This is a genomic window from Georgfuchsia toluolica (assembly GCF_907163265.1).
GTDB classification, from domain to species: Bacteria; Pseudomonadota; Gammaproteobacteria; order Burkholderiales; family Rhodocyclaceae; genus Georgfuchsia; species Georgfuchsia toluolica.
In genome coordinates this window covers 1,749,661-1,772,078 of the sequence record NZ_CAJQUM010000001.1, presented here as the reverse complement: position 1 = coordinate 1,772,078, position 22,418 = coordinate 1,749,661, and the positions used below count along the sequence as shown (strand labels likewise).

Sequence of the window (22,418 nt, the reverse complement as noted above, 5' to 3'; positions counted from 1 at the left end):
TGCTATTCATTTTATCGACAATAATTCAAGAAAGTCAAGTAAGTAGTGAAACATACCAAGCCTTCTCATGGCAGTCCAGGTTGGCCGACTGGGAAACCGGGTATTGAAATGACCCTGCTTGTTGCCGGAATCGGCAAGCACTTCCAGTAAAACTGCCTTACCGGTCCGGGTTCGGCTATACCTGAAGCGCTTCCAACAGATCCTGTTCCAGCCGCACCAGCGTCGAGGTCTGGGACAGTTCCTCCCCGGTGATGAGGAAGCTGTCCTCGGCGCGTTCGCCGAGGGTCACGATTTTCGCGGTTTGCACCGCGATCCCGTGCCGGCAGAGCGTATGCGCGACGGCAAACAGGAGGCCGGGACGGTCGGATGCCGTGATCGACATCAGGTAGCGGCTGCCGCGTTCGTCGGCGCGTATTTCCACTTGCGGTTGTACCGGGAAATGCCTGACCTGGCGCGACAGGCGGCCGCGCACCGGTGCTTCAAGCGGCGGTGGATTCTTGAGCAATTCGGCCAGGTCGTGCTCGATCAGCGCAATCATGTCGCGGTAGGGCAAGTGATCCAGATGCTCCTGCGGGTCGAACAGCACGAAGCTGTCCAGCGCAAAGCCATGTCGCGTGGTGTGGATCTTGGCGTCGAAAATCGAATAGCCGAGCTTGGCGAAGTAGCCGCACAGCCGCGCGAACAGGGCGGGCTGGTCCGGCGTGTAGACCATCACCTGCAGGCCTTCGCCGATCGTGTTGGTGCGGGCACGCACCACGGGTTCGGCCGCGGCGGGGCGGTAGTAGAGCATGCGCGTATGCCAGGCGATTTCCTCGGCATCGTGGCGCAGGAAGTAGGCGGTATCAAGATGCTGCCAGAGCGGCTTTTCCACTTCGGCCTCAAGGCCGTGGTAGCGCAGCAGGCTGCGTGCCTCTTCCTGCTTTTCCGCCAGCCCGGTCATCTCCAGCGGCGCCTTGCCTTGCAGGCGCAGCAAGGTGACGCGATACAGGTCTTCGAGCAGCTTGCCCTTCCAGACGTTCCAGACCTTCGGGCTGGTGCCGCGAATGTCGGCGACGGTGAGCAGGTAGAGCGCGGTCAGATGCCGTTCGGTCTTGACGATGGCGGCAAAGGCCTCAATGACATCCGGGTCGGAAAGATCCTGCTTTTGCGCGACGGCCGACATCGTGAGATGGTTCTGCACCAGGAACACGACCAGTTCCGTCTGTTCCCCGGACAGCCCGTGGGCGCGGCAGAAGCGGCCCGCATCGGCCTTGCCGAGCTTGGAGTGATCGCCGCCGCGGCCCTTGGCGATGTCATGGAACAGCGCGGCGATGTAAAGCAGCCAGTGGTCGTCAAAGGCCGTCATGAGCCGGGTGCAGAACGGGTACTCATGGGCGAAGTCCGGCATGGCGAAGCGGCGCAGATTGCGGATTACCTGCATGATGTGCTGATCCACCGTGTAGACGTGGAACAGGTCATGCTGCATCTGGCCGACGATGCGGCCGAAAGCGGGCAGGTACTGGCCGAGGATGTCGTACTGGTTCATGCGCCGCAATCCGTTGATCAAGTGCTCCTGCTGGAACAACTGGATGAACAAGGCGCGGTTTTCGGGCCGGCGGCGGAATTCGGCGTTGATGCTGAGCCGGGCCTGCCACAGGACGCGCAACGTGCGCGCGGTCATGCCCTTGAGTTCATGGTGCCGCTGCATGACCAGAAATAAACGCAGGATGGCTGCGGGCTGATGCCGGAAAAGTTCTATATCGCGCAGATCGAGCAGGTCGCCGATGGCCTGGAACTCCTCATCGATGATTCTGGGTTCGCTTTGTTGCGGCGGCATCAACCCGGCTTCGAGGTTCTGTACCACCAGTGTGTTGAGCTGGGTGACCAGCTTGGCGTTACGGTAATAGCGCTGCATCAGGACTTCCGCCCCGCGCCGAGTCGCGGTGGCGGAAAGGTTGAAGGCCCTGGCTATGCCTTCCTGATAATCAAACAGCAAGCGGTCTTCACGCCGCCCCACGAGCAGATGCAGGCGAATGCGCAGTTGCCGCAGAAATTCCTCGGCCCGGACCAGCTGCCGCGCTTCTTCCGTGGTGACCAGACCGTGGGCAGCCAGGTCGCGCCAGTCGTGCCCGATGCCGCAAGCGCGGGCGGCCCACATGATGATCTGCAGGTCGCGCTGGCCACCGGGACTTTCCTTGCAGTTCGGCTCCAGGCTGTAGGGGGTATCGTTGTGACGCGCGTAGCGTTCCGCCTGTTCCAACTGCTTCGCCTTGAGGAATTTGAGCGGATCGGTCGCGGCAGCCAGCCGTGCGCCGAGTTCGGCGAACAGCGTGTGGCTGCCGGTCAGGAAGCGGGCTTCGAGCAAGGCGGTGTGGACAGTGATGTCACGCGTGGCTTCCTCGATACATTGCAGGGGCGAACGCACGCTGTGGCCGACATCAAAGCCGATGTCCCAGAACAGGCCGATGAGGGTTTCCAGCCGGGGTTCGATGACCGGGTCGAATCCTTCCGGCACCAGCAGCAGCAGATCGATGTCCGATGCCGGGTAAAGCTCGCCGCGGCCGTAGCCGCCCACGGCAACCAGGGTCAGACCGGAAGGCATCCCCAAGCATGACCACAGATCGCATAATATGCCATCGACAAGATGCGCGCGTCCTTTCAGCAGCAGGGTGGCATTGCCGCTGTTGCGGTAGGCGTCCTCCAGGACAGCCTGTCCCTGCTTGAGGCTGTTGCGCAGTTCGGCGACAACGTCGGGTGGGCTTTCCGGCGTCTGCTGCATGGGGCCTTATTGGGGAGCGATATCCAGGCCGGGCTGGGCGCCGGCCGACAGCGTCAGCACCTCGTGCCCGGTTTCCGTGACCAGTATCGTGTGCTCCCATTGCGCCGACAGGCTGCGGTCGCGAGTGATGACGGTCCAGCCGTCTAAAAGCACGGAGATGGCGGCTTTGCCGGCGTTGATCATCGGCTCGATGGTGAAGATCATGCCGGGCTTGAGTTCGATACCGCTGCCCGTCTTGCCGTAGTGCAATACCTGCGGTTCTTCATGAAAGTTGCGGCCGATGCCGTGACCGCAGAATTCGCGCACCACGGAGAAGCCGTTTTTCTCGGCATGACGCTGGATTGTCGCCCCGATGTCGCCCAGATGCGCTCCCGGCTTGACCCGTGCAATGCCCAGCCAGAGGCATTCGAAAGCGACGTGGCACAGTCTCTTGGCCAGAATCGAAGCTTCTCCGGCGATGAACATGCGGCTGGTATCGCCGTGGAATCCGTCCTTGATGGTAGTGATGTCGAGATTGACGATATCGCCCTTTTTCAGCGGGCGTTCCCCCGGGATGCCGTGGCACACCACATGATTGACCGAGGTGCAGATCGACTTGGGGTAAGGGGTATAGCCGGGCGGCGCGTAGTGGAGCGGGGCGGGAATGCAGCCCTGCACATTGACCATGTACTCGTGGCAGAGCCTGTCGATCTCGCCGGTGGTGATCCCGGGCCGAACGAAGGGCGTGATGTAATCCAGCACTTCACCGGCCAGGCGGCCGGCGATGCGCATTTTTTCGATTTCGGCCGCGGTTTTTGGGATGACGCTCATTCCAGTGGTAGGTTCTCAAGTCGGGGCTGGGCATTTTAACCCGCAACGCACCAGCGACCTGTGGGCTCCTGTTTCAATCCCATTGCCTGAAGACATCTTGAATCGCGGCCAAAATCAAAAGTAACCTGACGAAAAACGTCAATTACTGCCAGATTACAGCTTAATTTGGTAGGGCTTTTGTATTTAATCCTTCGTACAATCCAGTTTTCATGCATGGCATATTCATTGCATGAGATAGCGCCGCAAGCCATCCGATCCCCGCCACGAGATTCCTGGCGGCGGATTTTTGTAACGATCTACCGCAAGGAGAACTAGATGAAGATGCAAAAGGGTTTCACCCTGATCGAACTGATGATCGTGGTTGCGATCATCGGCATTTTGGCCGCCGTCGCCATTCCCGCATTCAGCGAGTACACCAAGAAGGCAGAAAACAAGGCGGCACAGTCCGACACCAAGAATCTTCTGACGTCGGCGATCGCCAACGCCAACAGCTAAATCCAGGAGAACCGTGATGAAAATGAAAAATATTTTGACCGCTACCGCCTTGCTGGCTGGTTTTTCTTTGTCTGGTGCGGCCTTCGCCGCCGCTTGCGATGGCACTGGTGGAGCGCAAACTGCCGGCAGTGCCGCGCCTACTGCAGGGGCCGAGACTTGCGTTTGCAACGGTGGTACTGCAATCAAGAGCACCGTCAACGGTGGTTCAGGCGCGATCGTCACCACCCCGGTGTTCATCAGAACCGGCTTCGACGTGCAGTGCTCGGCCAACACCTTGGTCAGCTACAACGAGGTGTCGACCAATGCATTTGCTACGGCGGGCGGCTCGGTGAAAGGCAATCAATCCTTCATCGGCAGCAGCAACGGCGGTTCGGTGGCGACAGACCAGAAGTGTACTGGTACCAATTCCGCATGTACTGGTTCGGACATTACAGGCGCGCTCGGTCGTGCCGTTACGGCTGCTAGCGGTAGTTAATCAGCATCGGACCTGAAAAAGCGCACCGCGAGGTGCGCTTTTTCTTTTTCGCCATCCGTTTCATTCACCATTTCGCCTGAACCGTTCGATGTGGCAATTTGTCCGCTCCGCCTGGTACGCCGGATTGCGCAGCCGCGCCATCCAGGGCATTCTGGTACTTGGTGTCCTGCTGATGGGTGTCGCCTATCTGTCGGCATCGTTTTCGCCGCGCCAGCCGCGCACGGTGGCGCTTGACGTTGGTCTCTCGGGATTGCGGGTGTCACTAATCCTCCTGGCCTTGTTCTGGGTGCAGGAACTCGTCGGCCGCGAGATCGAGCGGCGCACTGTGCTGTTCGCGCTCACCTATCCCGTCGCGCGCAGCCGCTATCTGCTCGGCCGCTATCTCGGGGTGATGGGCCTCGTCGCGCTGGCGACCCTGCTGCTGGGCATGCTGCTCTGGGTTGTCGTGCTGATGACCGGGCGTAACTACGAGCAGGCGTTTTCCGTGGCGCTCGGCCTGCCCTACTGGTCGACGGTATTCGGCCTTTGGGTCGATGCCGCCGTCGTTGCCGCATTCGCCCTGTGGGTGTCGACCTTCTCGACGGTGCCCATGCTGCCGCTGGCGCTCGGCCTGGCCTTCGCGGTCGCGGGCAAGACGCTCGGCGCGGTCGCCGAGTACCTGGCGCGCGGTGCCGATGGCGACCCGGGGCTGATGCGTTTTGCTCCGATCATCGATGCAATCCAGTGGGTGCTGCCAGATCTGTCGCGCCTGGACTGGCGTCCATGGCCGATGTATGGCCTGACGCCTGACACCAGCGCAGTCATCCTCGGGCTGGTCATGGCGACGACCTATCTGACGTTGCTGCTCGTGCTGGCGGTGGTCCGCTTCAGCACACGCGAGTTCCCGTAGAAGCCGGTGCTCTCGTGACGGTGAAGCGAGTATGGGGATGGTGGCTGGTGGCCGTGCTGTTTGCGGCGGCATTCGTTGCCACCGCCGAGCGGCTTAAATCGGCGCCACGCCAGAGCGTGTCGGCAGAGATACAGGTGGCATTGCCGGTTTTTGTCCAGGTACTGATGTCCATGGGGGACCGCTATCTTGCCGCCAACATTGGCGCAATCCGCGGCCTCGTGGTGTCAACGGAGAAGATGCATCCCGACGAGTACGCGATCCTTGCCAAGGTGCAGAAGGATGTCTCGTGGCTCAATCCGGCGCATGAGGACAACTACTATGTCGCCTTCGCCGTGCTGCCGGATCACGGCGAAGTCGATGCGGCGCAGACCATTCTCAAGCGTGCCGGGCGCGTTCGCTACTTCGATTATCAGCCCGCATTCTTCTATGCCTTCGATCTTTATTTCCTCAAGCACGATCCCGTCGCTGCTGCGGAGTGGTTGCGCCATGCTGCCGAAAGGCTGCCCGACGCTGACCAGCAGCTGACCATGCAGAACATGGCCGCGCGCTGGATCGACAAGGCCGACGACCTCGATCTGGCGATCCGTGTTGTCGAGGGCATGGCACGTCAGGCAAAACGCCCGGATTTCCGTAAATACCTCGAAATGCGCGTGGATCGCCTGCACATGCTGAAGGACGTGCGTGCTGCGGCCGACGAGTTTCGCGCACACGCCGGTCGGCCAGTAAGCAGACCCGAGGAACTGGTCGAAGCTGGTCTTCTGCCCGTACTGCCGCGCGATCCCTTCGGCTTCGGCTTCGAAGTCGACCGTCAGGGTCGAATCATGTTGCGTACTTTGCCACCCAAATCATGACCATAGCCATCGAGATTCGCGACCTGCGCAAAACCTATCCGCGTAATTGGGCGGCTCCGCCGTGCGAGGCGCTCAGAGGCATTTCGCTTGAAATTGGCCAGGGCGAGGCGTTCGGTTTCATCGGACCCAACGGCGCCGGCAAGAGCACGACGATCAAGCTGCTCACTGGTGCCATGCGGCCGAGCGGCGGCAGCCTATCCCTTTTCGGCATCGAGGTTACCTCCCCGGATGCTCGCCGCGGCCTCGGTTACGTGCCGGAAAATCCCAACCTGCCCGATTACCTCAATCCGCTGGAAATCCTGTCAATGGGCCTTGCGCTTCACGGCTGCAGGGTCACCAATCCAAAGCGGCACTGCATGAACTGGCTCGAGCGCTTTGGCCTCGATGACGTCGCAAACAAGATAGTGCGCGGTTTTTCCAAGGGCATGGCGCAACGTACCGCGCTGGCTCACGCGATGGCGGTCAAGCCGCGTTTATTGATACTCGATGAACCGTTGTCCGGGCTCGATCCGGTGGGGCGCCGCGATGTGACCGGTATTCTTGCCGAGTACAAGCGCGAAGGTGGCACCCTGTTTTTTACCTCGCATGTACTCTACGACGTCGAGCGGCTCGCGGACAGATTCGGGCTGATCTATCAAGGTGAGTTGAAAACGATCCAGTCCCCAAATGAGCTGGTGGGCAATGATGAGATGGTTACAGTGCGTTCGCTGGGCAGCGCGCCGGTTGCGCAAATGACGCAGGAAGGCAACGAACAATGGCATGCAGAGTTATCGCGCTCGGCTCTCTGGACCCTGCTGCGCGATATTGAGAACGCCGGCCACAAACTGATCGAGGTCAAGCCGACCCTGACGCTGGAGAGCGCCTTCATGCATTATCTCAGCCTCGACAGGGACAAGTAAGCAGCGGCCCTGATGCCCATTGCCTCGACCAGCTCTTTGCGGACAACTACCACAGCGGCACTGCTGCTGTTGGCGGCGCTCTATTGGCTCCTGTGCCACCGCTACACCGGCATCTGGCATGACGCTGTAATCTATAATCTGATGGCGGCGCAGCGGTTGCATCCGGCAGCCTATGCGCATGATCTTTTTTTTTCCTTCGGCTCGCAGGGGAGTTACAGCCTTTACACCCCGCTCTTTGCCCGCCTGGTCGACCTGTTCGGCATCGAGTTGGCGAATCGCCTGGTTGTCCTTGGCGGTGCGGCGCTATGGATATCCGCGCTGACCCTGCTCGCCAGGGGCATGCACGCGCATGCTGTCCCCATTTTTGTCGCCGTGCTGACAACTGTCGTATTGCAGACCAGCTATTCGCTCAACGGCCATACCTTTGTACTGAACGAGAATTTTGCCACCGCGCGTTCGCTGGCGTTTCCTTTGGCCTTGTTCGCGATTGCATTCGACAATGCCGGGCGGGCGGGGATGGGCGCGGTGTCCGCCTTGCTCGCGACGGCAATGCATCCTCTGCTGGGCATTTGGTCCCTGCTGGTGGGTATTTCAAGGCGATTGCCGGATAGGTGGCTGATCGCCGTCGGGGCTCTGCTGTTTATTCTGCTGAGTTTGGCTGTGCTGTCCGGTGTGTCGCCGTCATTTCAGGTCATGGATGCGCTTTGGGAGGCGCGGGTGCGCCAGAAGGCGCTCGACGTGTTTGCAGGCGACTGGGGACAACTGGCGACTGACCGGATTCTGTTCTGGGTGGCCGCTTGCTGGGCAGGGGGAAGATTTGGTGCGGCAAGAAATCGTCGGATCTATCTGGTGGTCGCCTTGCTCAGCGCCTGGGCGGTTCTGCTCTCGCAAATATGCAGCTACTGGTTTCCGGTCAGCCTGATCATGCAAGTGCAGCCATGGCGCGTTCTCTGGCTTGCCGTGGTGTTGGGTGTTTTTGCCTTGTCCGATAGCGCGTGGCAATTGTTTACCACACACAGGCGGGATATCTATTGGTTGTTGCTTGCTGCGGTCTTGCTGTTTACGCTACGTACCCATTGCGGGTTGATTCTTTTGGCATTGCTGGTGCTCGATGCTGCGGGGCTTTTTTTGGCGCTTGGAAAAGCCGGATTCATGCAGCGAAAGTTGGTCCGTTACCTGCCGGCAACTGTGGCAGTGATCATGATGCCCAGCTGTTTGCTGATGTTGCAGATGGATGGTCTTGCGATAGGCAACCCGTGGTTCGTCGAATACCCCCTCATCAAGGGGCTTGCATTCGGCGGCGGCGGCCTGATTTTTGCGTTCTGGGCATGGCTCGCCACAAGGCGCTGGGGAGCCCAGTCCATTGTCGTTTGCTCCGTTCCATTGCTGATTTTCGTCCTATTGTTCTGGGATGCCGCGTTCCCCGCAACGCGGCGCCATGGAGGCCGGTTTTTCACCGGGGGGTAATCCCGGCCATGCATTTCGCAACTATATTAGGGCAGGAGACATTGTCGCCGGAGTGAATCGTGCCACATACATATGGTTTGTACTTGGCACTGCGGGTTACGTGAATACGGAGCAGGCGATTGGTATTGTTTTTTCCCGGGAGAAAACTCTTGAATCCATGCGCCGCCTTAGAAGGCTTGCGATTGCCGGAGAGCTTCGTGCGGGAGAATTGGAATTGGATGCATGGCGCAGATTGGCGGCGGCCCATCTGCCTGAAACCGAGGCTTCAATTGTTACCGGATATCGCAAGCTTGACATCACCCCCGCTGGCATCGCCTATCTTTGCGCAGACCCCATCGTGGATTGGGTTGTTACCCCCGCCACGCGGTCAAATGTCTTGGGGGTGCAAGCCGTTGCCAGCGATTTGGTCTATGGCAAGACAAATTATCTGTATGACTGTCACGGAGCCGGAACGGCCAACAAAAAATGAATACCATTATTTCCAACGCCGCTGTACGACTGCGAATCAGGTTCGGGCGCGAGTTTATTGGCTACTTTGCCGCGAGCGTAGTTGCCTTGGTAGTGGACATGTTGCTGCTGCTTCAGCTGGCCAAGGTGATGCATCCCGTGGTAGCGGCAACCATAGCCTTTCTCGTCGGCTTGCTGGTCTGCTACGGGTTGTCTGTGCGTTTCGTTTTCGCTTCGCGACGTCTTGCATCGCAGAGAGTGAAAGAGGCTGCGGTTTTCTTTTTGGTCGGACTGGTCGGGCTTGGCGTCAACGATGCAGTGATTTATCTTGGATACATGATATTCATGCTTCCCTTGGCCATGTCCAAGTTGTCTGCGGCAGCGATATCTTTCCTGTTCAATTTTGGCGGCAGAAAATATCTCCTCTTCAGAGCGGCTAGGCGCTGAAGTTCATAATATACAAATGGCATTCACTTTAGCTTCGACTTGGCCTGCTATTCCCTTGGGAAATGTGCGGAAACCCGATGCATTGATGCTCTTGGCCGCAGGCATGGCCCTGTGGCTGCTGAACCACCCTTATGCCGGCATTTGGCACGATGCCCGTATCTATACGCTGCTAGCAGTGCATTGGCTGAATCCAATTCCCTTCGCTGCCGACCCCTGGTTTCATGGCGGTTCGGCCGATGAACTGAGCCTTTTTGCTCCGGTCTACGGCACGCTGATCAAATGGCTGGGCATTTCGGCTGCGGCAAAGCTTATGACACTTGTCGGCGGCTTCGCTTGGGCCGTCGCTACCTGGCTACTAAGCCTCACCTGCTTCGAGCGGCGGCCTGCCGCTTTCATTTTTTTTGCGCTGGTAAGTGTTCCGCTTACCTATTGTCTCGGCAAGCCAGTATTCGTTCTGGCCGAGAGCTTTGTCACAGCGCGGCTGTTTGCCATTCCACTTTCGATTGCCGGACTGGTGGCGGCGATAGGAGGGCGCTTCCGGACAGGATTAGTCCTACAGTTATTGGGAATGCTATTTCATCCGCTGATGTCGGTATGGGGGCTACTCGCGGTAATTTGTCTGAAGCTATCCGATCGTGTTGTCGTCGCGCTGGCGGCGCTGACGCTGGGTATCGTGGCGGTGATGTTCATGAATCCAGCAGACATCGCCTTCCTTCGCATCATGGATCCGGAATGGCAAGCCGCGGTGAAGGCGTCTGCGATGGTGGTTTTTCTCGATCCTTGGCCGAAGATTGCAATCAACGACGCCTTGTGGTGGTTTTCCGTATTGCTTTTTGCCGGACACTTTGGTTTGCTCAAATTACGGCGTCTGTATCAGGTGGTTTGCCTGATTTCCGTACTTGCCCTCCTGGTGTCGTTGATCACCAGTTATTTCCTTCCTGTCGTTTTTTTCTTGCAAGCGCAATTCTGGCGTGCGCTTTGGTTGGCAGTGCTATTGGGTTTTGTCGCCGCCATGGACGTTGGCTGGCTTGCCCTTAAAACCGGCGGCTCCGTTGGCAAGGGGATCGCAGGCCTGCTCGTCGTGACATTTCTGTTCCGCGATTGGGGGGGCGGTCTGGTTTTATTCCTTGCCTTTTGTGTCTGGTCGATCAAATCCCGTCAGATATTGATGCTTGTGGAGAACAGAACAAGTGTGGTCGCCAGAGTCGCATGGATGCTGGTTATCGGGGCACTTGCGTGCGTGCTGCCCGACCTGTTGATGGATATTTGGATACTTTTCGAGTTGCCAAAAGCATCAGCGCAGGGGTTGATCGAGAACATGGTGTTAATGGTAAGCGCAACTTTTTTTTACACGGTAATTCCACTGTTGCTGTGGAGTTGTTTGACGGCCCTCAAAACAGGTCAACGTTATGCAGGCATATTTGCAGCGAGTGTAAGCGGACTATTTTTTCTGGTGGGCATTGGTTTATGGGACCAACGTTCCGATCTCAAGCGTTACGAAGAATCTCGATATCATCGGGGCGGCAATCGGGATATGTTTCCCGGCCTGATCCAACCCGGGAAACAGGTTTACTGGAATGGTCATGTGTTGCGTGTCTGGTTTGATCTGGGGACTTCCAGCTACGTGAGCAGCGAACAGGCAATAGGCATCGTATTTTCCGAAGTGCGAATGAAAGAGGTAAAACGCCGCCTGGAGCGAGTGTTACTGAAAAGCCGGGAACCGCTCGCGGAGCATCCCATGCTTCCCGATGGTGTGCTTCTGGATGCGCGCCTCAGCGAGATTGCCAGTTGGAACAGGTCCCCGCTGAATTTGCATGCCTACGAAAAAACCGAGTTGGTTACACGGGCCGGTTTGCGGAGCCTCTGCCGCGATCCCCAACTGGATTTTGTGATCGATACGATGAATTTAGGCGGCTGGTCCATCTCCGAATACACAGAAATGGTGAGAAACAAAAAAATCACCTATTATCTATACGACTGCCGGAAATTGCCAAAGGGTATGGGATCCTAGAACGAGAGGCAGATGTAGGTTGCTTTTCATATTTATTCGTCACAGCCCGGATGGATTCAGGGCTGATAAAGTCAGTATAGATACCGGCCGCGCCACGAGACAGGTAACGATGCGCCACCCCTGTTTCGTTAACGGTATAGACCAAGGTTCTAATTTTCTGCCGTAGAAATGTCGCTGCATCGATGTCGGAAATATGACCGGGAATGCCGAGATTTTGTCGCATGGATTCAAGGTTGTGATAGGCCACTATCTTGCCATCCCGCGCTTCAAGGAAATCTGTTTCATACCATTTGAAGCCTTGCTTCCGGCTCAATGAAAACGCTTCCGAAGAGTTGGAGTACGTGTGTTGTTCGATGCCACCAAGCGCATGAGCAATCAGAATCGGTCGCTGTGATGCGTCTTTTTCGCAGGGCAGGGAGGCACAAAAAATGGGAGGGGGATGATCGCTAAAAGCAGAAATGGAATGAGAATCCGTGAAATCACCGTTTTACTCGCTGGTTGTCAATGTTTGGGATCAGGACATTGCTCAAGAGGATGCATACGGCAGCGACAAGAAAGCCCGCGGGCAAGTCAGCCAGATAATGCCAACGCGATGCTATGGCTTCCGTCACGAGGAACGTTGAAGGAACAAGATAAGCAATTCCGAGTACCGGAATGTATCGAAAGGCAAACCAAAGCAATACCATTACATGAGCAATATGCAGTGATGGCATGGCGGCCACAGCAGCAATAAAATACTTCGGGCTGAAACTGCTGCCAGAAGACGCCAGCAGGCTGCGTTGAAACTGAATCATGTGGGTCTGTACTTCAGTGGCGAATACGTTGCTTCCTTCGCCATAAATAAAGGGTCCCCAGGCGGGGGCGATTGCGTAGGAAAGCCCCCCAATGATTAGCACTAATGCGACTGCGAATAAGACACGGTCAAATATCCATGTCCGGGTCTGTATGGCGTGCAGAGCGAACGATGCGATAAACATGGCGACGAAAATATCGTGATACGCGTTTGGCCACAGATGCAGGACGGTGGCCAAGAATAGATTGGCTTTGTCGATGATTCCAAGCAGGACGTTGAAATGGGTATCTATCCTTTGGTAAACATCGTCGTACCGGTTTGGATTGAGCAGTTGCGCCCAGAGCTTGAAATTGAAATGAACTAGAACGATCAGCGCCAATGCCAGGGTCTGGCGAGAACGTTGAAAAAAAGCCATTCCGAATTCTGATGAAGGGTTTGGCTGACGCAGAATGCGATAGGCCATGCCCGCGAACAATGGAAGCACCAGCGCTGGAACCATCGGGCCAAGGTAGTGGGATGCAGTAAACGAAATCGCCCCCAAGTCGGGATAAAAAAAATCAACCTTCGTTACTCCAACAAGCAGCAATGCGATTGCAAATGCAATCAACGCCAGCCACTCAATAGGCAATATCTTGCGCATGAAATTGACCTGATCAAGTCAGTTCTGTTTCTCCTCGTGATACTCATCGTCGACATTGATCGACCAGATCGCTTCCTTGCTCGTGCTGCCCGAGAGTATGGCTTCCACCGCGAGATTCGCCGTCAGCATCGAGTGGTCCTGGTTATTGTAGCGGTGCATGCCGTTGCGGCCGACCAGGAACAGGTTTGGAATTGTATCGGCATATTCGCGGATCGCGTCGAATTCGTCGTAGGTGCCGAAATAGGCCGGATAGGCCTTGGGCACGCGCACGACATGCGTGTCGAGCACGTCAACGAGGTCGATCAGGTCGATCTTCGCCAGCTCGCCGATGGCGAAGCGCGAGAACGCATCATCTGGCATTGACCAGAGCTCATCATCTTCCTGACAGAAGTATTCGAGGCCGATCCAGACTGTATCGTTGTTGCGGACAAGTGCCGGACTCCAGTTGTTGAAGATTTGCAGGCGGCCGAGTTTGACGTCTGGTTCCTGGATGTAGATCCAGGTATCGGGGACAAGATTTTGCGGCCCTTTGCCATCCTTGGTCGGCTTGAGCTTCTTCACCAGCAGGCCCATGGTCATGAAGTCGCGATAGCACAGGCCGCTGGCCACGCGGCTGACGGCGGCGGATGGTGGCGGCTGCATAGCGGCAAAAAGATCGCGCACAGCCATGGTGGAGATCAACCAGTCGCCTTGCCAGTTGTGGTGCTTGCCGGCGATGTCGAGGGTGTCAACACTGGCGACTTTTCCTTCAATTAAATTGACGCCGACTACCCGATGTCCGTGGTGGATTTCGCCGCCACGTGCCAATACTTCCGCGGCGACGAGTTGCCACATCTGACCTGGCCCGAACTTGGGGTAGAGAAAGCGCTCGATCAGACTGGTATTGGTATTCTTTTGTGATACATCGGCAGGGCGAGATGAAGCGAACAACTTTTTTGCGGCATGAAGTAGTGTGCCGATGACGGATAGACCTTTGACCCTCTGTGCTCCCCAGTCCGGGCTGATCTCGTGGCAAGGGACGCCCCAGACCTTTTCTGTGTAGTCCTTGAAAAAGGTTCGATACAGTTCACTGCCAAAGCGATTGGTAAAAAAATCTTCGAGGTTGCGTTCGGGTTTGCGCTGGAATACGCAAGACCAGAGATAGGAGACGCCAATCTTAATGAGCCGCCATATGCCCAAGTTGGTCATGGTACCGGCCGACAGGGAAACCGGATAATCGAAAAAATGGCGCAGGAAGTAGATCCGCGACAGGCGCGGGCGGATCAGCATATGGCGGTCGGATTCCGGGATGATGCTGAGACCGTCCTCATTTTTCTCTGGGGCCACCGGCATGATCTCGCGCCACCAGTTCATGACCCAGTCCGACTTGGAGAAAAAACGGTGGCCGCCAATATCCATGCGGTTGCCCTTGTGATTGATGGTGCGGGAGATTCCACCCACATCATCAAGCGTTTCGAAAATGACCGGTTTGATATCTGAGTGGCGAATCAGTTCAAGGGCAGCAGTGAGGCCGGCAGGACCGGCACCAGCGATCAATACGCGTTTTTCCATGGGGATATTGGATGAATATGAAGGCTGAAGTTATTCTAGCTGAGATCAAATCCCAGACCGTGTGCATTATTGGCTCGACAGAAGAAGAAAGAGCTTTAGTACTGAACCGATATCGAAGGCGAATCATCGGAATTGGAACCAGTAATATTGATGTATTGCTGGTTGAGTTGAGGGCTGCGACGGCTGTAGCGCAAGGTATGGATAGTTTGGTTAGCGGTCAGGAAAGGGCGCGGTGCGCTCCAGGCCTCCTGGTGAAACCGCACACAGCCAGCCTAAACGGGCCGAAAAAGCCTGGTTGCAGCCAAGGCAATTGCAAGAACGCCATGCCTATCACGCTATAATGAAAATTAAGGTATAAATATTATCTTGGCGCTAGGCAAAGCCCCGGTTCGCTGGGTCTTGGCATTTTTATGCTGCACTGCCGGAATGAAAGACGCATGCCAGAACAACATGACGAAGCAGGGCGACAGGCGCCGCTGACCGCTGAAGAAGCCTACGCCCGTTTCGTGCCGCGCGAATTCCTCCAGTTGCTGGGGCGACCCAGTATTCTCGATGTGGCGCTGGGAGATCACGTCGAGCAACAGATGACGTTGTTGTTTTCCGATATCCGCGATTTTACCACCCTGTCGGAATCGATTCTTCCCGCCGAAAACTTCCGCTTCATCAACTCCTATCTGAGCACAATGGAACCCGTGGTCAGCTGCCATCAGGGTTTTGTCGACAAATACATCGGCGACGCCATCATGGCATTGTTTCCCAGCGATGCGGACGATGCCGTGCGGTGCGGCATCGACATGCTGCGCCAGCTCGTGAAATACAACGAAGGTCGCTCCAACGCCGGCTATGCGCCGATCCGCATCGGCATTGGCATCAACACCGGGTTGGTCATGATGGGCACGGTGGGCGGCCATAACCGCATGGATAGCACCGTCATTGGCGACACGGTGAACAAGGCGGCACGCCTGGAGGGACTTACCAAAAGTTACAACGCGCCCTTATTGATCAGCGAACACACCCTGCATGCATTGCACAATCCTGATGATTATTGCATTCGTCTTATCGATCGCCTGAGTCTCAAGGGACGTTATCCGGCGCAATCCATTTATGAGGTGTTCGATGCCGACCCCGAGCCTCTCTGGCTGGCCAAGCAGCAGACGCTCGACATGTTCGAGGAAGCGCTGGCCTTCCATCACCTGGGCAATTCCGCGGCTGCACTGCCGCTGCTTGAAAAATGTCTGGAAGTCGCGCCCGACGACCTCATTGCCGAGAGATATTTTGAGCGCTGCCGCGAGACTATCCGCACCGGATCGAACAACAATCAGGCACCCAGAATCGAGGCAGGGTGGCGTAACGAATATTCAATCGGCATCGATAGCCTGGATCGCCAGCATGCGCGCCTGCTTGATCTGATCGACGTACTGGCGCGAGCAATATGTGCTGCCGATGCCGACAGCGGCGCCAAGCCGGAAACGATTGCCGCCGAGTTCGCAGAGCATCTGACGGCGCATTTCAACGCCGAGGAAAATCTAATGCGCCGTTATAACTATCCATTTTTGGCCGAGCATCAGCAACAGCACCAGGTCTTTTTCAATGCCTTCGAAGGGCTGTGGGCAGAGATCGAGGTTCCCAGCATCAGCACGATCCGCTTGCTGTTTCGCATCCAGCTACAGTTGGTCGACTGGTATATCAATCACATCACCAAGAGCGATGTGCATCTCGGCAATTTCCTGCTGCGCGCGGGACTGCGCTAGTCGTTTGGCGGGACTCGCCCCGGCCGGCAATCTGCTTTCCTGCGCGCAAAAAAATCGTCGCCTACTTTGTAGCGGATTGTTATTCCACCAGGGCCACGGTCTTGATCTGGGCCCAGACGCGCTGTCCTGCATTCAGTCCGAGTTGGTCGCGTGAGCGGTGCGTGATGCGGGCCAGCAGCGGCGTTCCGCCCACATCGAGCCGCACCAGCAGATGCGCGGGATGACGCGCGTCGGCAAAGGCTTCGATCACGGCGGGCAGGCGATTGAGGATGCTGCTGTCTTCAACCGGCGTGAGCGCAATGCTCACGTCGCGGGCCTGGATCGAGATGCGCGCCGGGTGAGCGAGCGGCAGCTCGCGCAGGCCGGCATGTACGCAGCCGCCCGGGAAGTCGAACCGCGTCAGATGATAGTCGTGATCATGCGCGCCGACCGTGGCCTCGATCATGACGCTGGCGTCATCGTCCTGCGCCAGCGGCAGGTCCAGCCGCGCGGCAATTTCTCCCATCGGTCCGCTGGCGATGGCACGGCCCTGTTCCAGCAGCACCAGATGATCGGCCAGCCGCGATACTTCGTCGATCGCGTGGCTGACGTAAAGAATCGGGATATCGAGTTCGTCATGCAGGCGTTCGAGGTAGGGCATGATCTCGCGCTTGCGCTCGCGTTCAAGCGCGGCGAGAGGCTCGTCCATCAGCAGCAGTTGCGGCGCTGCCAGCAGCGCGCGGGCGATTGCGACACGCTGGCGTTCGCCGCCGGAGAGCCCTTGCACATCGCGGTCAAGCAGATGGCCGATGCCCAGCAATTCGATGATGGTGCTTCTGTCGCGCGCGTCTTCCCTGGTGCGTCGGGCGCCGAAATCGAGATTGCCCGCTACGTCGAGATGGGGGAACAGGTTGGCTTCCTGAAATACATAGCCGATCGGCCGGCGGTGGGGCGGGAGAAAGGTTTTTCCATCCTGCCAGGTCTCGCCCTTCACGCGCAGGCAGCCTTGGGGCGGACGTTCCAGGCCGGCGATACAGCGCAGCAGTGTGGTCTTGCCCGAACCGGAGGGGCCGAAGAAGGCCGTCACGCCGCGCGCCGGCAGTTGCAGGTCGATGTCCAGAAGGAAACCCGGATAGGCCATGCGGAAACGCGCGTCGATGGACAGGGTTGCGTTCATGCACGTTGCTCGCGCTTCAGCAGGGTGAGCGCCAGCAGCGCGGCGAAGCTGAACAGCAACAGGCCACCGGCGAGCCAGTGGCTCTGTGTGTATTCGAGCGCTTCTACATGGTCGTAGATCTGCACCGAAAGCACGCGCGTTGCGCCGGGAATGTTGCCGCCGATCATCAGCACCACGCCGAATTCGCCAATAGTATGCGCGAAGCTCATCACAGCGGCGGTGATCAGCCCCGACCGCGCCAGTGGCAGAGCGACGGAGAAAAAGGTATCGAGCGGAGAGGCGCGCAAGGTGGCGGCCGCTTCCAGCGGCTGTTTGCCAATGGCTTCGAAGGCCTGCTGGATTGGCTGTACGGCAAAGGGCAGCGAGTAAATGATCGAGGCGATGACGAGTCCGGCGAAGGTAAAGGGCAACAGGCCGAGGCCGAGCGATTGCGTCAGCCTGCCCAAGGGGCCGTCAGGGCCGAGCGCGACAAGCAGGTAGAAGCCGAGCACAGTGGGCGGCAGCACCAGGGGCAGGGTGACGATGGCCGCGATGGGGCGTTTCCATGCCGAATGCGTGCGCGCCAGCCACCATGCGCAGGGGGTACCGAGCAGCAACAGCAGCAAGGTGACCACCGAGGCCAGCTTGAGCGTCAACCAGATGGCGGAACAGTCGTCAGGCGTCATGGGGTCAGGAAAAAACGTTCAACGGGCTTGCCTTATTTGTCGAGTGCATAGCCGTAAGCCTGGATTATGCGCCGTGCCTCGGGACTCCTGAGATAGGCCAACAACGCCTGCGCCGACGCGCTGTCCTTGCCCTTGTCGAGCAGCACCGCATCCTGGCGGATCGGCGCGTAATATTTTTCCGGCACGAGCCACATCGATCCCGACTTGAGCTTGCCATCTCCGCCGATGACTTGCGACAGGGCAACGAAGCCGAGCAGGGCATTGCCGGTGGCGACGAACTGATAGGTCTGCGCGATGCTCTCGCCCTGCACGAACTTCGGTGCCAGCGTATCGTAACTGCCGAGTGCCTTCATCGTTTCCACCGCGGCGGCACCATAGGGGGCGAGCTTGGGGTTGGCGATAGCCAAGTGATCGAACCCGCCGCGCTTCAATACATCGCCATTGCCATCAACAATCGCCTCCTTGGCCGACCACAGCACGAGTTTGCCAATGGCATAGGTAAAGCGGCTGCTCTTCACTGCCGCCCCTTCCCGCTCCAGCTTGCTGGGGGTTTCGTCGTCAGCGGCGAGCAGCACCTCAAAGGGCGCGCCGGCCTTGATCTGGGCGCAGAACTTGCCGGTGGCGCCGAAACTGAGCAATACCTTGTTGCCGCTGGTCTTTTCGAATCCGGCGGCGATTTTCTTCATCGGTTCGGTGAAGTTGGCGGCGACGGCGACGGAGATCTCGTCAGCCAGGGCTGCAAAGGACGCCAGCATATGAAACGCCAGCACGGCCGATAATATAAAGCGCCTCAAGACGTCCTCTTTGCGATCAAAGTGTGTGACTCGACGAGTCTAACAAAAAAGCCGCCAGCGGCGGCTTTCAAGAAGTTCGCAAGGACGAAACTATTGGGGCGTGGATTGGGGTGGGGTATTGCCGCCACCGCTACCGCCTCCACCGCTGCGTGGCGGGTAGCCCTTGTTCGGCCGCCGTCCCTGTTTGCGCGGGTTCTGGTGGCCCTTGTTGGGGGGGCGGGGACGGAAGTTCTGGCCGTTGGGAACCGGATCGCCGTTACGGTTGCTGTCGATCTGGTTGCCCGGCGCAAGACGAATCTCCAGCTCGATAATTTCATCCCATTGCGGATCAGTACGTTCCCGTTCAGGAACCGAAAGCAATTCACGCAAGCGCTGACGAAGTTCGTTTTTTGGCGTGTCCATCTTGATCCATATAATAGTTTCCGGCGCCGATTATACGCCTTGGCTTTACGGATAAAACAGGGCAGGCAGACAGGCTTTTCTGCATAATGTTTCCCGAGGATTTCGTAGAATGGGCTTCGATTTCCGAAACAAAGAAAGGGAGACGCGTGATTCGTTTTGCAGCCCTGGGCAGCGGCAGTCGCGGTAATGCGATGGTTGTCCAGACGGCGCGGACGACCGTGCTGATCGATTGCGGCTTTGGTCAGCGTGAACTGGCACGGCGCCTTGGCCGCCTTGACCTTGCAACCGACGTTGTTGACGCGATTCTGGTTACGCACGAACATAGCGACCATATTGGCGGCGCTGCCGCCTGCGCGCGACGCCACGACATTCCACTCTATATGACGCACGGTACCTGCAGCGCGGGGCTGCGCCAGGGGGATTCCGCAGACAATCTCGATATTCGTCTTATCGACGGCCATGCGCCGTTCGAAATCGGCGACTTTGAAGTACGGCCGTTTCCGGTGCCGCACGATGCGCGCGAGCCGGTCCAATTTACGCTCAGTGATGGTTGCCGGCGCTTTGGCATGCTGACCGATATCGGCGTGGCAACTCCGCATGTGATCGACATGCTTTCCGTCTGTGATGCACTGGTACTCGAATGCAATCATGATGCGCAAATGTTGGCCAGTGGTAATTACCCGTTTGCGCTCAAACAGCGTATCGCTGGACGGCTTGGTCACCTTGAGAATAGTGCGGCGGCGGAAATACTGGCGCGGCTGGATCGAAAGCGTCTCCAGCATGTGCTTGCCGCCCACCTCAGCGAGCACAACAATACGCCGGCTTTGGCGGGGGCGGCGCTGGCCGCGATCCTCGACTGCGATCCGGCATGGATTGGCATCGCCTCACAGGATCAGGGCAGCGAGTGGCGAACGATTTCATGAAGTTGCGGTCGAATTTACGTGGCAGCAATCGTTACGCGGTACGATAAGCATGTTTGAATGTGGTGAGACGGCGATGATCATCCTGAATCTGCAATGCACCAAAGCCCATCCTTTCGAGGGCTGGTTCGACTCGGTCGAGGACTTCGATCGTCAGGCAAACGCGGCAATGGTGGCTTGCCCTCTGTGCGGTGATACGCAGGTGTCGCGCTTGCCCTCCGGCCCGCGCGTAAAGAGCGCCACCAATGTAGTTGCCGAGCCGGGCCGGCAGGCCATGACCCATATGATGAAGGCGTTGTCCGAGATGGCGAAAAACAGTGAAGATGTCGCCGAAAGATTCCCGGAAGAAGCACGGCGCATGCATTACGGCGAAGCAGAGTCACGCAATATCCGCGGCCGGGCGACCTTGAAGGAAACGCGCGAACTGCTGGAAGAGGGTATCGCCGTACTGCCGCTGCCTTTTCCCGCCAAGGAAGAGATTCATTGAGCATTGCGCTCGCGTGCGGCAGATTACCCATGGACGAGCAATTCATGCGCGAGGCGTTGGGGCTGGCGCGGCAGGCAGAGGCGTGCGGCGAAGTGCCGGTGGGGGCGGTGGTGGTCCAGGACGGTTGCATCGTCGGCGCCGGCTTCAACCAGCCGATTGGCAAGCAGGATCCGACGGCCCACGCCGAAATTGCGGCATTGCGCGATGCCGCTTCACGGCTCGGCAATTACCGGCTGCCCGGTTGCGAGCTATTCGTCACGCTTGAACCTTGTGCCATGTGCGCCGGCGCGATCATGCAGGCGCGCATTGTCCGTGTGGTATTTGGAGCGCACGACCCCAAGACCGGCGCGGCAGGCAGCGTGATCGACCTTTTCTCCGAAGCGCGCCTCAATCACCATGCCAAAATCATCAGCGGCGTTCTGGCGGAAGAGTGCGGCGCTATGCTGTCAGACTTCTTTGCCAAGCGGCGTACCCCAGTAGCGACATCATGAGCTTGCGCATTCTGATCAATATTGGCGCGCAGAGCTTGCAACTGCTGGATGACGACAGGCTGCTGTGCGAATATCCGGTTTCAACCGGTGCGCTTGGAGTGGGAGAACAAAACGGGAGCTTCAAGACGCCGCGCGGCCGGCACCTGATTCGCGCCCGCATCGGCGACGGCATGCCCGAAAACACAGTGTTTGTGCGGCGCCGCCCGACCGGCGAAAGCTGGACGCCGGAACTGCATGAACAGCACCCCGGCCGCGACTGGATACTGACGCGCATCCTTTGGCTTTCCGGCTGTGAACCGGGCTTCAACCGCCTGGGCGAAGTCGACACCATGCGGCGCTATATCTACATTCACGGCAGTCCGGACATTACCGCGATGGGATATCCCGGTTCGCATGGCTGCATTCGCATGCGCAACGCCGATGTGATTGATCTCTTCGACCGGGTTCCCATTCATACCCCGGTCGAAATAATCGAGTCGGATTGAATGCGGGATGACCAGAAACGCAAAACCGGCCGTAAAGGCCGGTTTATCGCGTAAATCGCTGGTCGGGGTGAGAGGATTCGAACCTCCGACTCCTGCGTCCCGAACGCAGTAGTCATAGCCTCAGATGTTGATGTCATTGAAACATCGGTGGCAATCACCGCCAGTAATACGATGGCGGCATGTCTGACAAAAGGGAGTAAGTAAGCCCTTCTCTGCTCGTTTTTCTCCGTAACCAGATCGCTTGCCGCAACGACAGTCCAGCGGTCTATGCCTATAATTTCAGCCAGCTTCCCGCATGAGGCGTTCGGTAATCCCCTTCGGCCATGTTTGGCGGCAGTCAGATTCGAATCGATCACCCCTAGTTCTTTTGCAAGTGCTCGAACTGTGTAGCCTGTTTTCTCGGCTAGTTCGATCATTTCACGTAGTTCCATTATTTCTCCTAGGGGTATTGACAATCAAAATTGATCGTTATATGTTGCGGCCTATCAAATTTGATCGTCTATCAGATTTGACTGCATAGCCGCCTTATAAGCCTCACAGGCGGGCCTGTCAAGCAGCAACAGGGGGATTCATGCCAGTCAGAATCAAGAAGGCCAGCAAAGCCGGCCTAGCGTTCCGCCAGAAGGCAAAGCAGGATGATCTATTCCCTTTTCAACTCCTAGCCGAACAGCCCGAGCTCTATTTCGGCCTTGTCCTCGACCGGATGCGCCGGGCGGGGAAGCGGGGCGACGGAG

General features: G+C 57.8%; 23 protein-coding genes and 1 pseudogene. 14 read left to right on the top strand and 10 right to left on the bottom strand.

What is annotated here, in order from left to right; all coding sequences use genetic code 11:
• Nucleotides 1-175: 175 nt before the first annotated feature.
• Nucleotides 176-2,758 (bottom strand): [protein-PII] uridylyltransferase, encoded by a 2,583-nt coding sequence (locus K5E80_RS08335; RefSeq protein ID WP_220635716.1) that lies wholly within the window; start codon nt 2,756-2,758, stop codon nt 176-178.
• Between the two features lie 6 nt (nt 2,759-2,764).
• Complete coding sequence (gene map, locus K5E80_RS08330; protein WP_220635715.1) at nt 2,765-3,568, bottom strand: type I methionyl aminopeptidase; 804 nt, start codon at nt 3,566-3,568, stop codon at nt 2,765-2,767.
• Between the two features lie 315 nt (nt 3,569-3,883).
• Here map and K5E80_RS16715 point away from each other — a divergent pair.
• The 9 genes and pseudogenes from K5E80_RS16715 to K5E80_RS08285 all read left to right on the top strand — a co-directional run.
• Nucleotides 3,884-3,974: pseudogene (locus K5E80_RS16715) on the top strand (type IV pilin protein); the annotation flags it as partial.
• Nucleotides 3,975-4,079: 105 nt separating this feature from the next.
• Nucleotides 4,080-4,538 carry a hypothetical protein gene (locus tag K5E80_RS08320; RefSeq protein ID WP_220635713.1) on the top strand — a complete coding sequence of 153 codons (459 nt, stop codon included), beginning with the start codon at nt 4,080-4,082 and terminating at the stop codon, nt 4,536-4,538.
• Nucleotides 4,539-4,626: 88 nt separating this feature from the next.
• Nucleotides 4,627-5,427 (top strand): ABC transporter permease subunit, encoded by an 801-nt coding sequence (locus tag K5E80_RS08315; protein ID WP_220635712.1) that lies wholly within the window; start codon nt 4,627-4,629, stop codon nt 5,425-5,427.
• 14 nt (nt 5,428-5,441) lie between these two features.
• The gene (locus tag K5E80_RS08310) at nt 5,442-6,278 is read left to right on the top strand and encodes a hypothetical protein (protein WP_220635711.1); all 837 of its coding nucleotides are present in this window, start codon (nt 5,442-5,444) and stop codon (nt 6,276-6,278) included.
• Nucleotides 6,275-7,177 carry an ABC transporter ATP-binding protein gene (locus tag K5E80_RS08305; protein WP_220635710.1) on the top strand — a complete coding sequence of 301 codons (903 nt, stop codon included), beginning with the start codon at nt 6,275-6,277 and terminating at the stop codon, nt 7,175-7,177. The genes K5E80_RS08310 and K5E80_RS08305 overlap by 4 nt, the downstream gene beginning before the upstream one ends.
• A gap of 12 nt (nt 7,178-7,189) precedes the next feature.
• A complete protein-coding gene (locus K5E80_RS08300; RefSeq protein ID WP_220635709.1) occupies nt 7,190-8,644 on the top strand; it encodes a hypothetical protein in 1,455 nt (484 codons plus the stop codon).
• Nucleotides 8,645-8,696: 52 nt separating this feature from the next.
• Nucleotides 8,697-9,113, top strand: coding sequence for a hypothetical protein (locus tag K5E80_RS08295; protein WP_220635708.1), 417 nt, complete (start codon nt 8,697-8,699; stop codon nt 9,111-9,113).
• On the top strand, nt 9,110-9,538 hold the full coding sequence (locus K5E80_RS08290) for a GtrA family protein (protein WP_281420219.1): 429 nt from the start codon (nt 9,110-9,112) through the stop codon (nt 9,536-9,538). The genes K5E80_RS08295 and K5E80_RS08290 overlap by 4 nt, the downstream gene beginning before the upstream one ends.
• Before the next feature lie 16 nt (nt 9,539-9,554).
• Complete coding sequence (locus tag K5E80_RS08285) at nt 9,555-11,549, top strand: hypothetical protein (protein WP_220635706.1); 1,995 nt, start codon at nt 9,555-9,557, stop codon at nt 11,547-11,549.
• Here the strand turns inward: K5E80_RS08285 and K5E80_RS08280 are convergent.
• The 3 genes from K5E80_RS08280 to K5E80_RS08270 all read right to left on the bottom strand — a co-directional run bounded on the left by K5E80_RS08280 (nt 11,497) and on the right by K5E80_RS08270 (nt 14,533).
• Entirely contained in the window at nt 11,497-11,862 is a 366-nt protein-coding gene (locus tag K5E80_RS08280) for a hypothetical protein (RefSeq protein WP_220635705.1), read from the bottom strand. The two genes, K5E80_RS08285 and K5E80_RS08280, sit on opposite strands and share 53 nt — an antisense overlap.
• A gap of 166 nt (nt 11,863-12,028) precedes the next feature.
• Nucleotides 12,029-12,982: a phosphatase PAP2 family protein gene (locus K5E80_RS08275; RefSeq protein WP_220635704.1), complete on the bottom strand. Its 954-nt coding sequence runs from the start codon at nt 12,980-12,982 to the stop codon at nt 12,029-12,031.
• Between the two features lie 18 nt (nt 12,983-13,000).
• Nucleotides 13,001-14,533: an NAD(P)/FAD-dependent oxidoreductase gene (locus K5E80_RS08270; RefSeq protein ID WP_220635703.1), complete on the bottom strand. Its 1,533-nt coding sequence runs from the start codon at nt 14,531-14,533 to the stop codon at nt 13,001-13,003.
• A 437-nt stretch (nt 14,534-14,970) separates the two neighbouring features.
• On the opposite strand from K5E80_RS08270, the gene K5E80_RS08265 reads away from it, so the two are divergent.
• On the top strand, nt 14,971-16,284 hold the full coding sequence (locus K5E80_RS08265; RefSeq protein WP_220635702.1) for a hemerythrin domain-containing protein: 1,314 nt from the start codon (nt 14,971-14,973) through the stop codon (nt 16,282-16,284).
• 79 nt (nt 16,285-16,363) lie between these two features.
• Here K5E80_RS08265 and modC read toward each other — a convergent pair whose 3' ends face one another.
• The 4 genes from modC to K5E80_RS08245 form a co-directional block, all read right to left on the bottom strand.
• Entirely contained in the window at nt 16,364-17,440 is a 1,077-nt protein-coding gene (modC, locus tag K5E80_RS08260; protein ID WP_220635701.1) for a molybdenum ABC transporter ATP-binding protein, read from the bottom strand.
• Nucleotides 17,437-18,105, bottom strand: coding sequence for a molybdate ABC transporter permease subunit (modB, locus tag K5E80_RS08255; protein ID WP_220635700.1), 669 nt, complete (start codon nt 18,103-18,105; stop codon nt 17,437-17,439). Before modB ends, modC begins: the two co-directional genes overlap by 4 nt.
• Nucleotides 18,106-18,137: 32 nt before the next feature.
• A complete protein-coding gene (modA, locus tag K5E80_RS08250) occupies nt 18,138-18,860 on the bottom strand; it encodes a molybdate ABC transporter substrate-binding protein (RefSeq protein WP_220635699.1) in 723 nt (240 codons plus the stop codon).
• A gap of 129 nt (nt 18,861-18,989) precedes the next feature.
• Nucleotides 18,990-19,301, bottom strand: coding sequence for a hypothetical protein (locus K5E80_RS08245; RefSeq protein WP_220635698.1), 312 nt, complete (start codon nt 19,299-19,301; stop codon nt 18,990-18,992).
• A gap of 146 nt (nt 19,302-19,447) precedes the next feature.
• Between K5E80_RS08245 and K5E80_RS08240 the strand changes: the two genes are divergently transcribed.
• From K5E80_RS08240 to K5E80_RS08225, 4 genes are all read left to right on the top strand, one after another.
• Entirely contained in the window at nt 19,448-20,224 is a 777-nt protein-coding gene (locus K5E80_RS08240; RefSeq protein WP_343213238.1) for an MBL fold metallo-hydrolase, read from the top strand.
• 73 nt (nt 20,225-20,297) lie between these two features.
• Nucleotides 20,298-20,708: a DUF1178 family protein gene (locus K5E80_RS08235; RefSeq protein ID WP_220635697.1), complete on the top strand. Its 411-nt coding sequence runs from the start codon at nt 20,298-20,300 to the stop codon at nt 20,706-20,708.
• Nucleotides 20,709-20,737: 29 nt separating this feature from the next.
• On the top strand, nt 20,738-21,199 hold the full coding sequence (gene tadA / locus K5E80_RS08230; protein WP_246590916.1) for a tRNA adenosine(34) deaminase TadA: 462 nt from the start codon (nt 20,738-20,740) through the stop codon (nt 21,197-21,199).
• 2 nt (nt 21,200-21,201) lie between these two features.
• Nucleotides 21,202-21,684 (top strand): L,D-transpeptidase, encoded by a 483-nt coding sequence (locus K5E80_RS08225; protein WP_220637267.1) that lies wholly within the window; start codon nt 21,202-21,204, stop codon nt 21,682-21,684.
• On the opposite strand, the gene K5E80_RS08220 is transcribed toward K5E80_RS08225, so the two are convergent.
• A complete protein-coding gene (locus tag K5E80_RS08220) occupies nt 21,651-22,115 on the bottom strand; it encodes a hypothetical protein (RefSeq protein ID WP_220635696.1) in 465 nt (154 codons plus the stop codon). The genes K5E80_RS08225 and K5E80_RS08220 overlap by 34 nt on opposite strands.
• Nucleotides 22,116-22,418 lie beyond the last annotated feature (303 nt).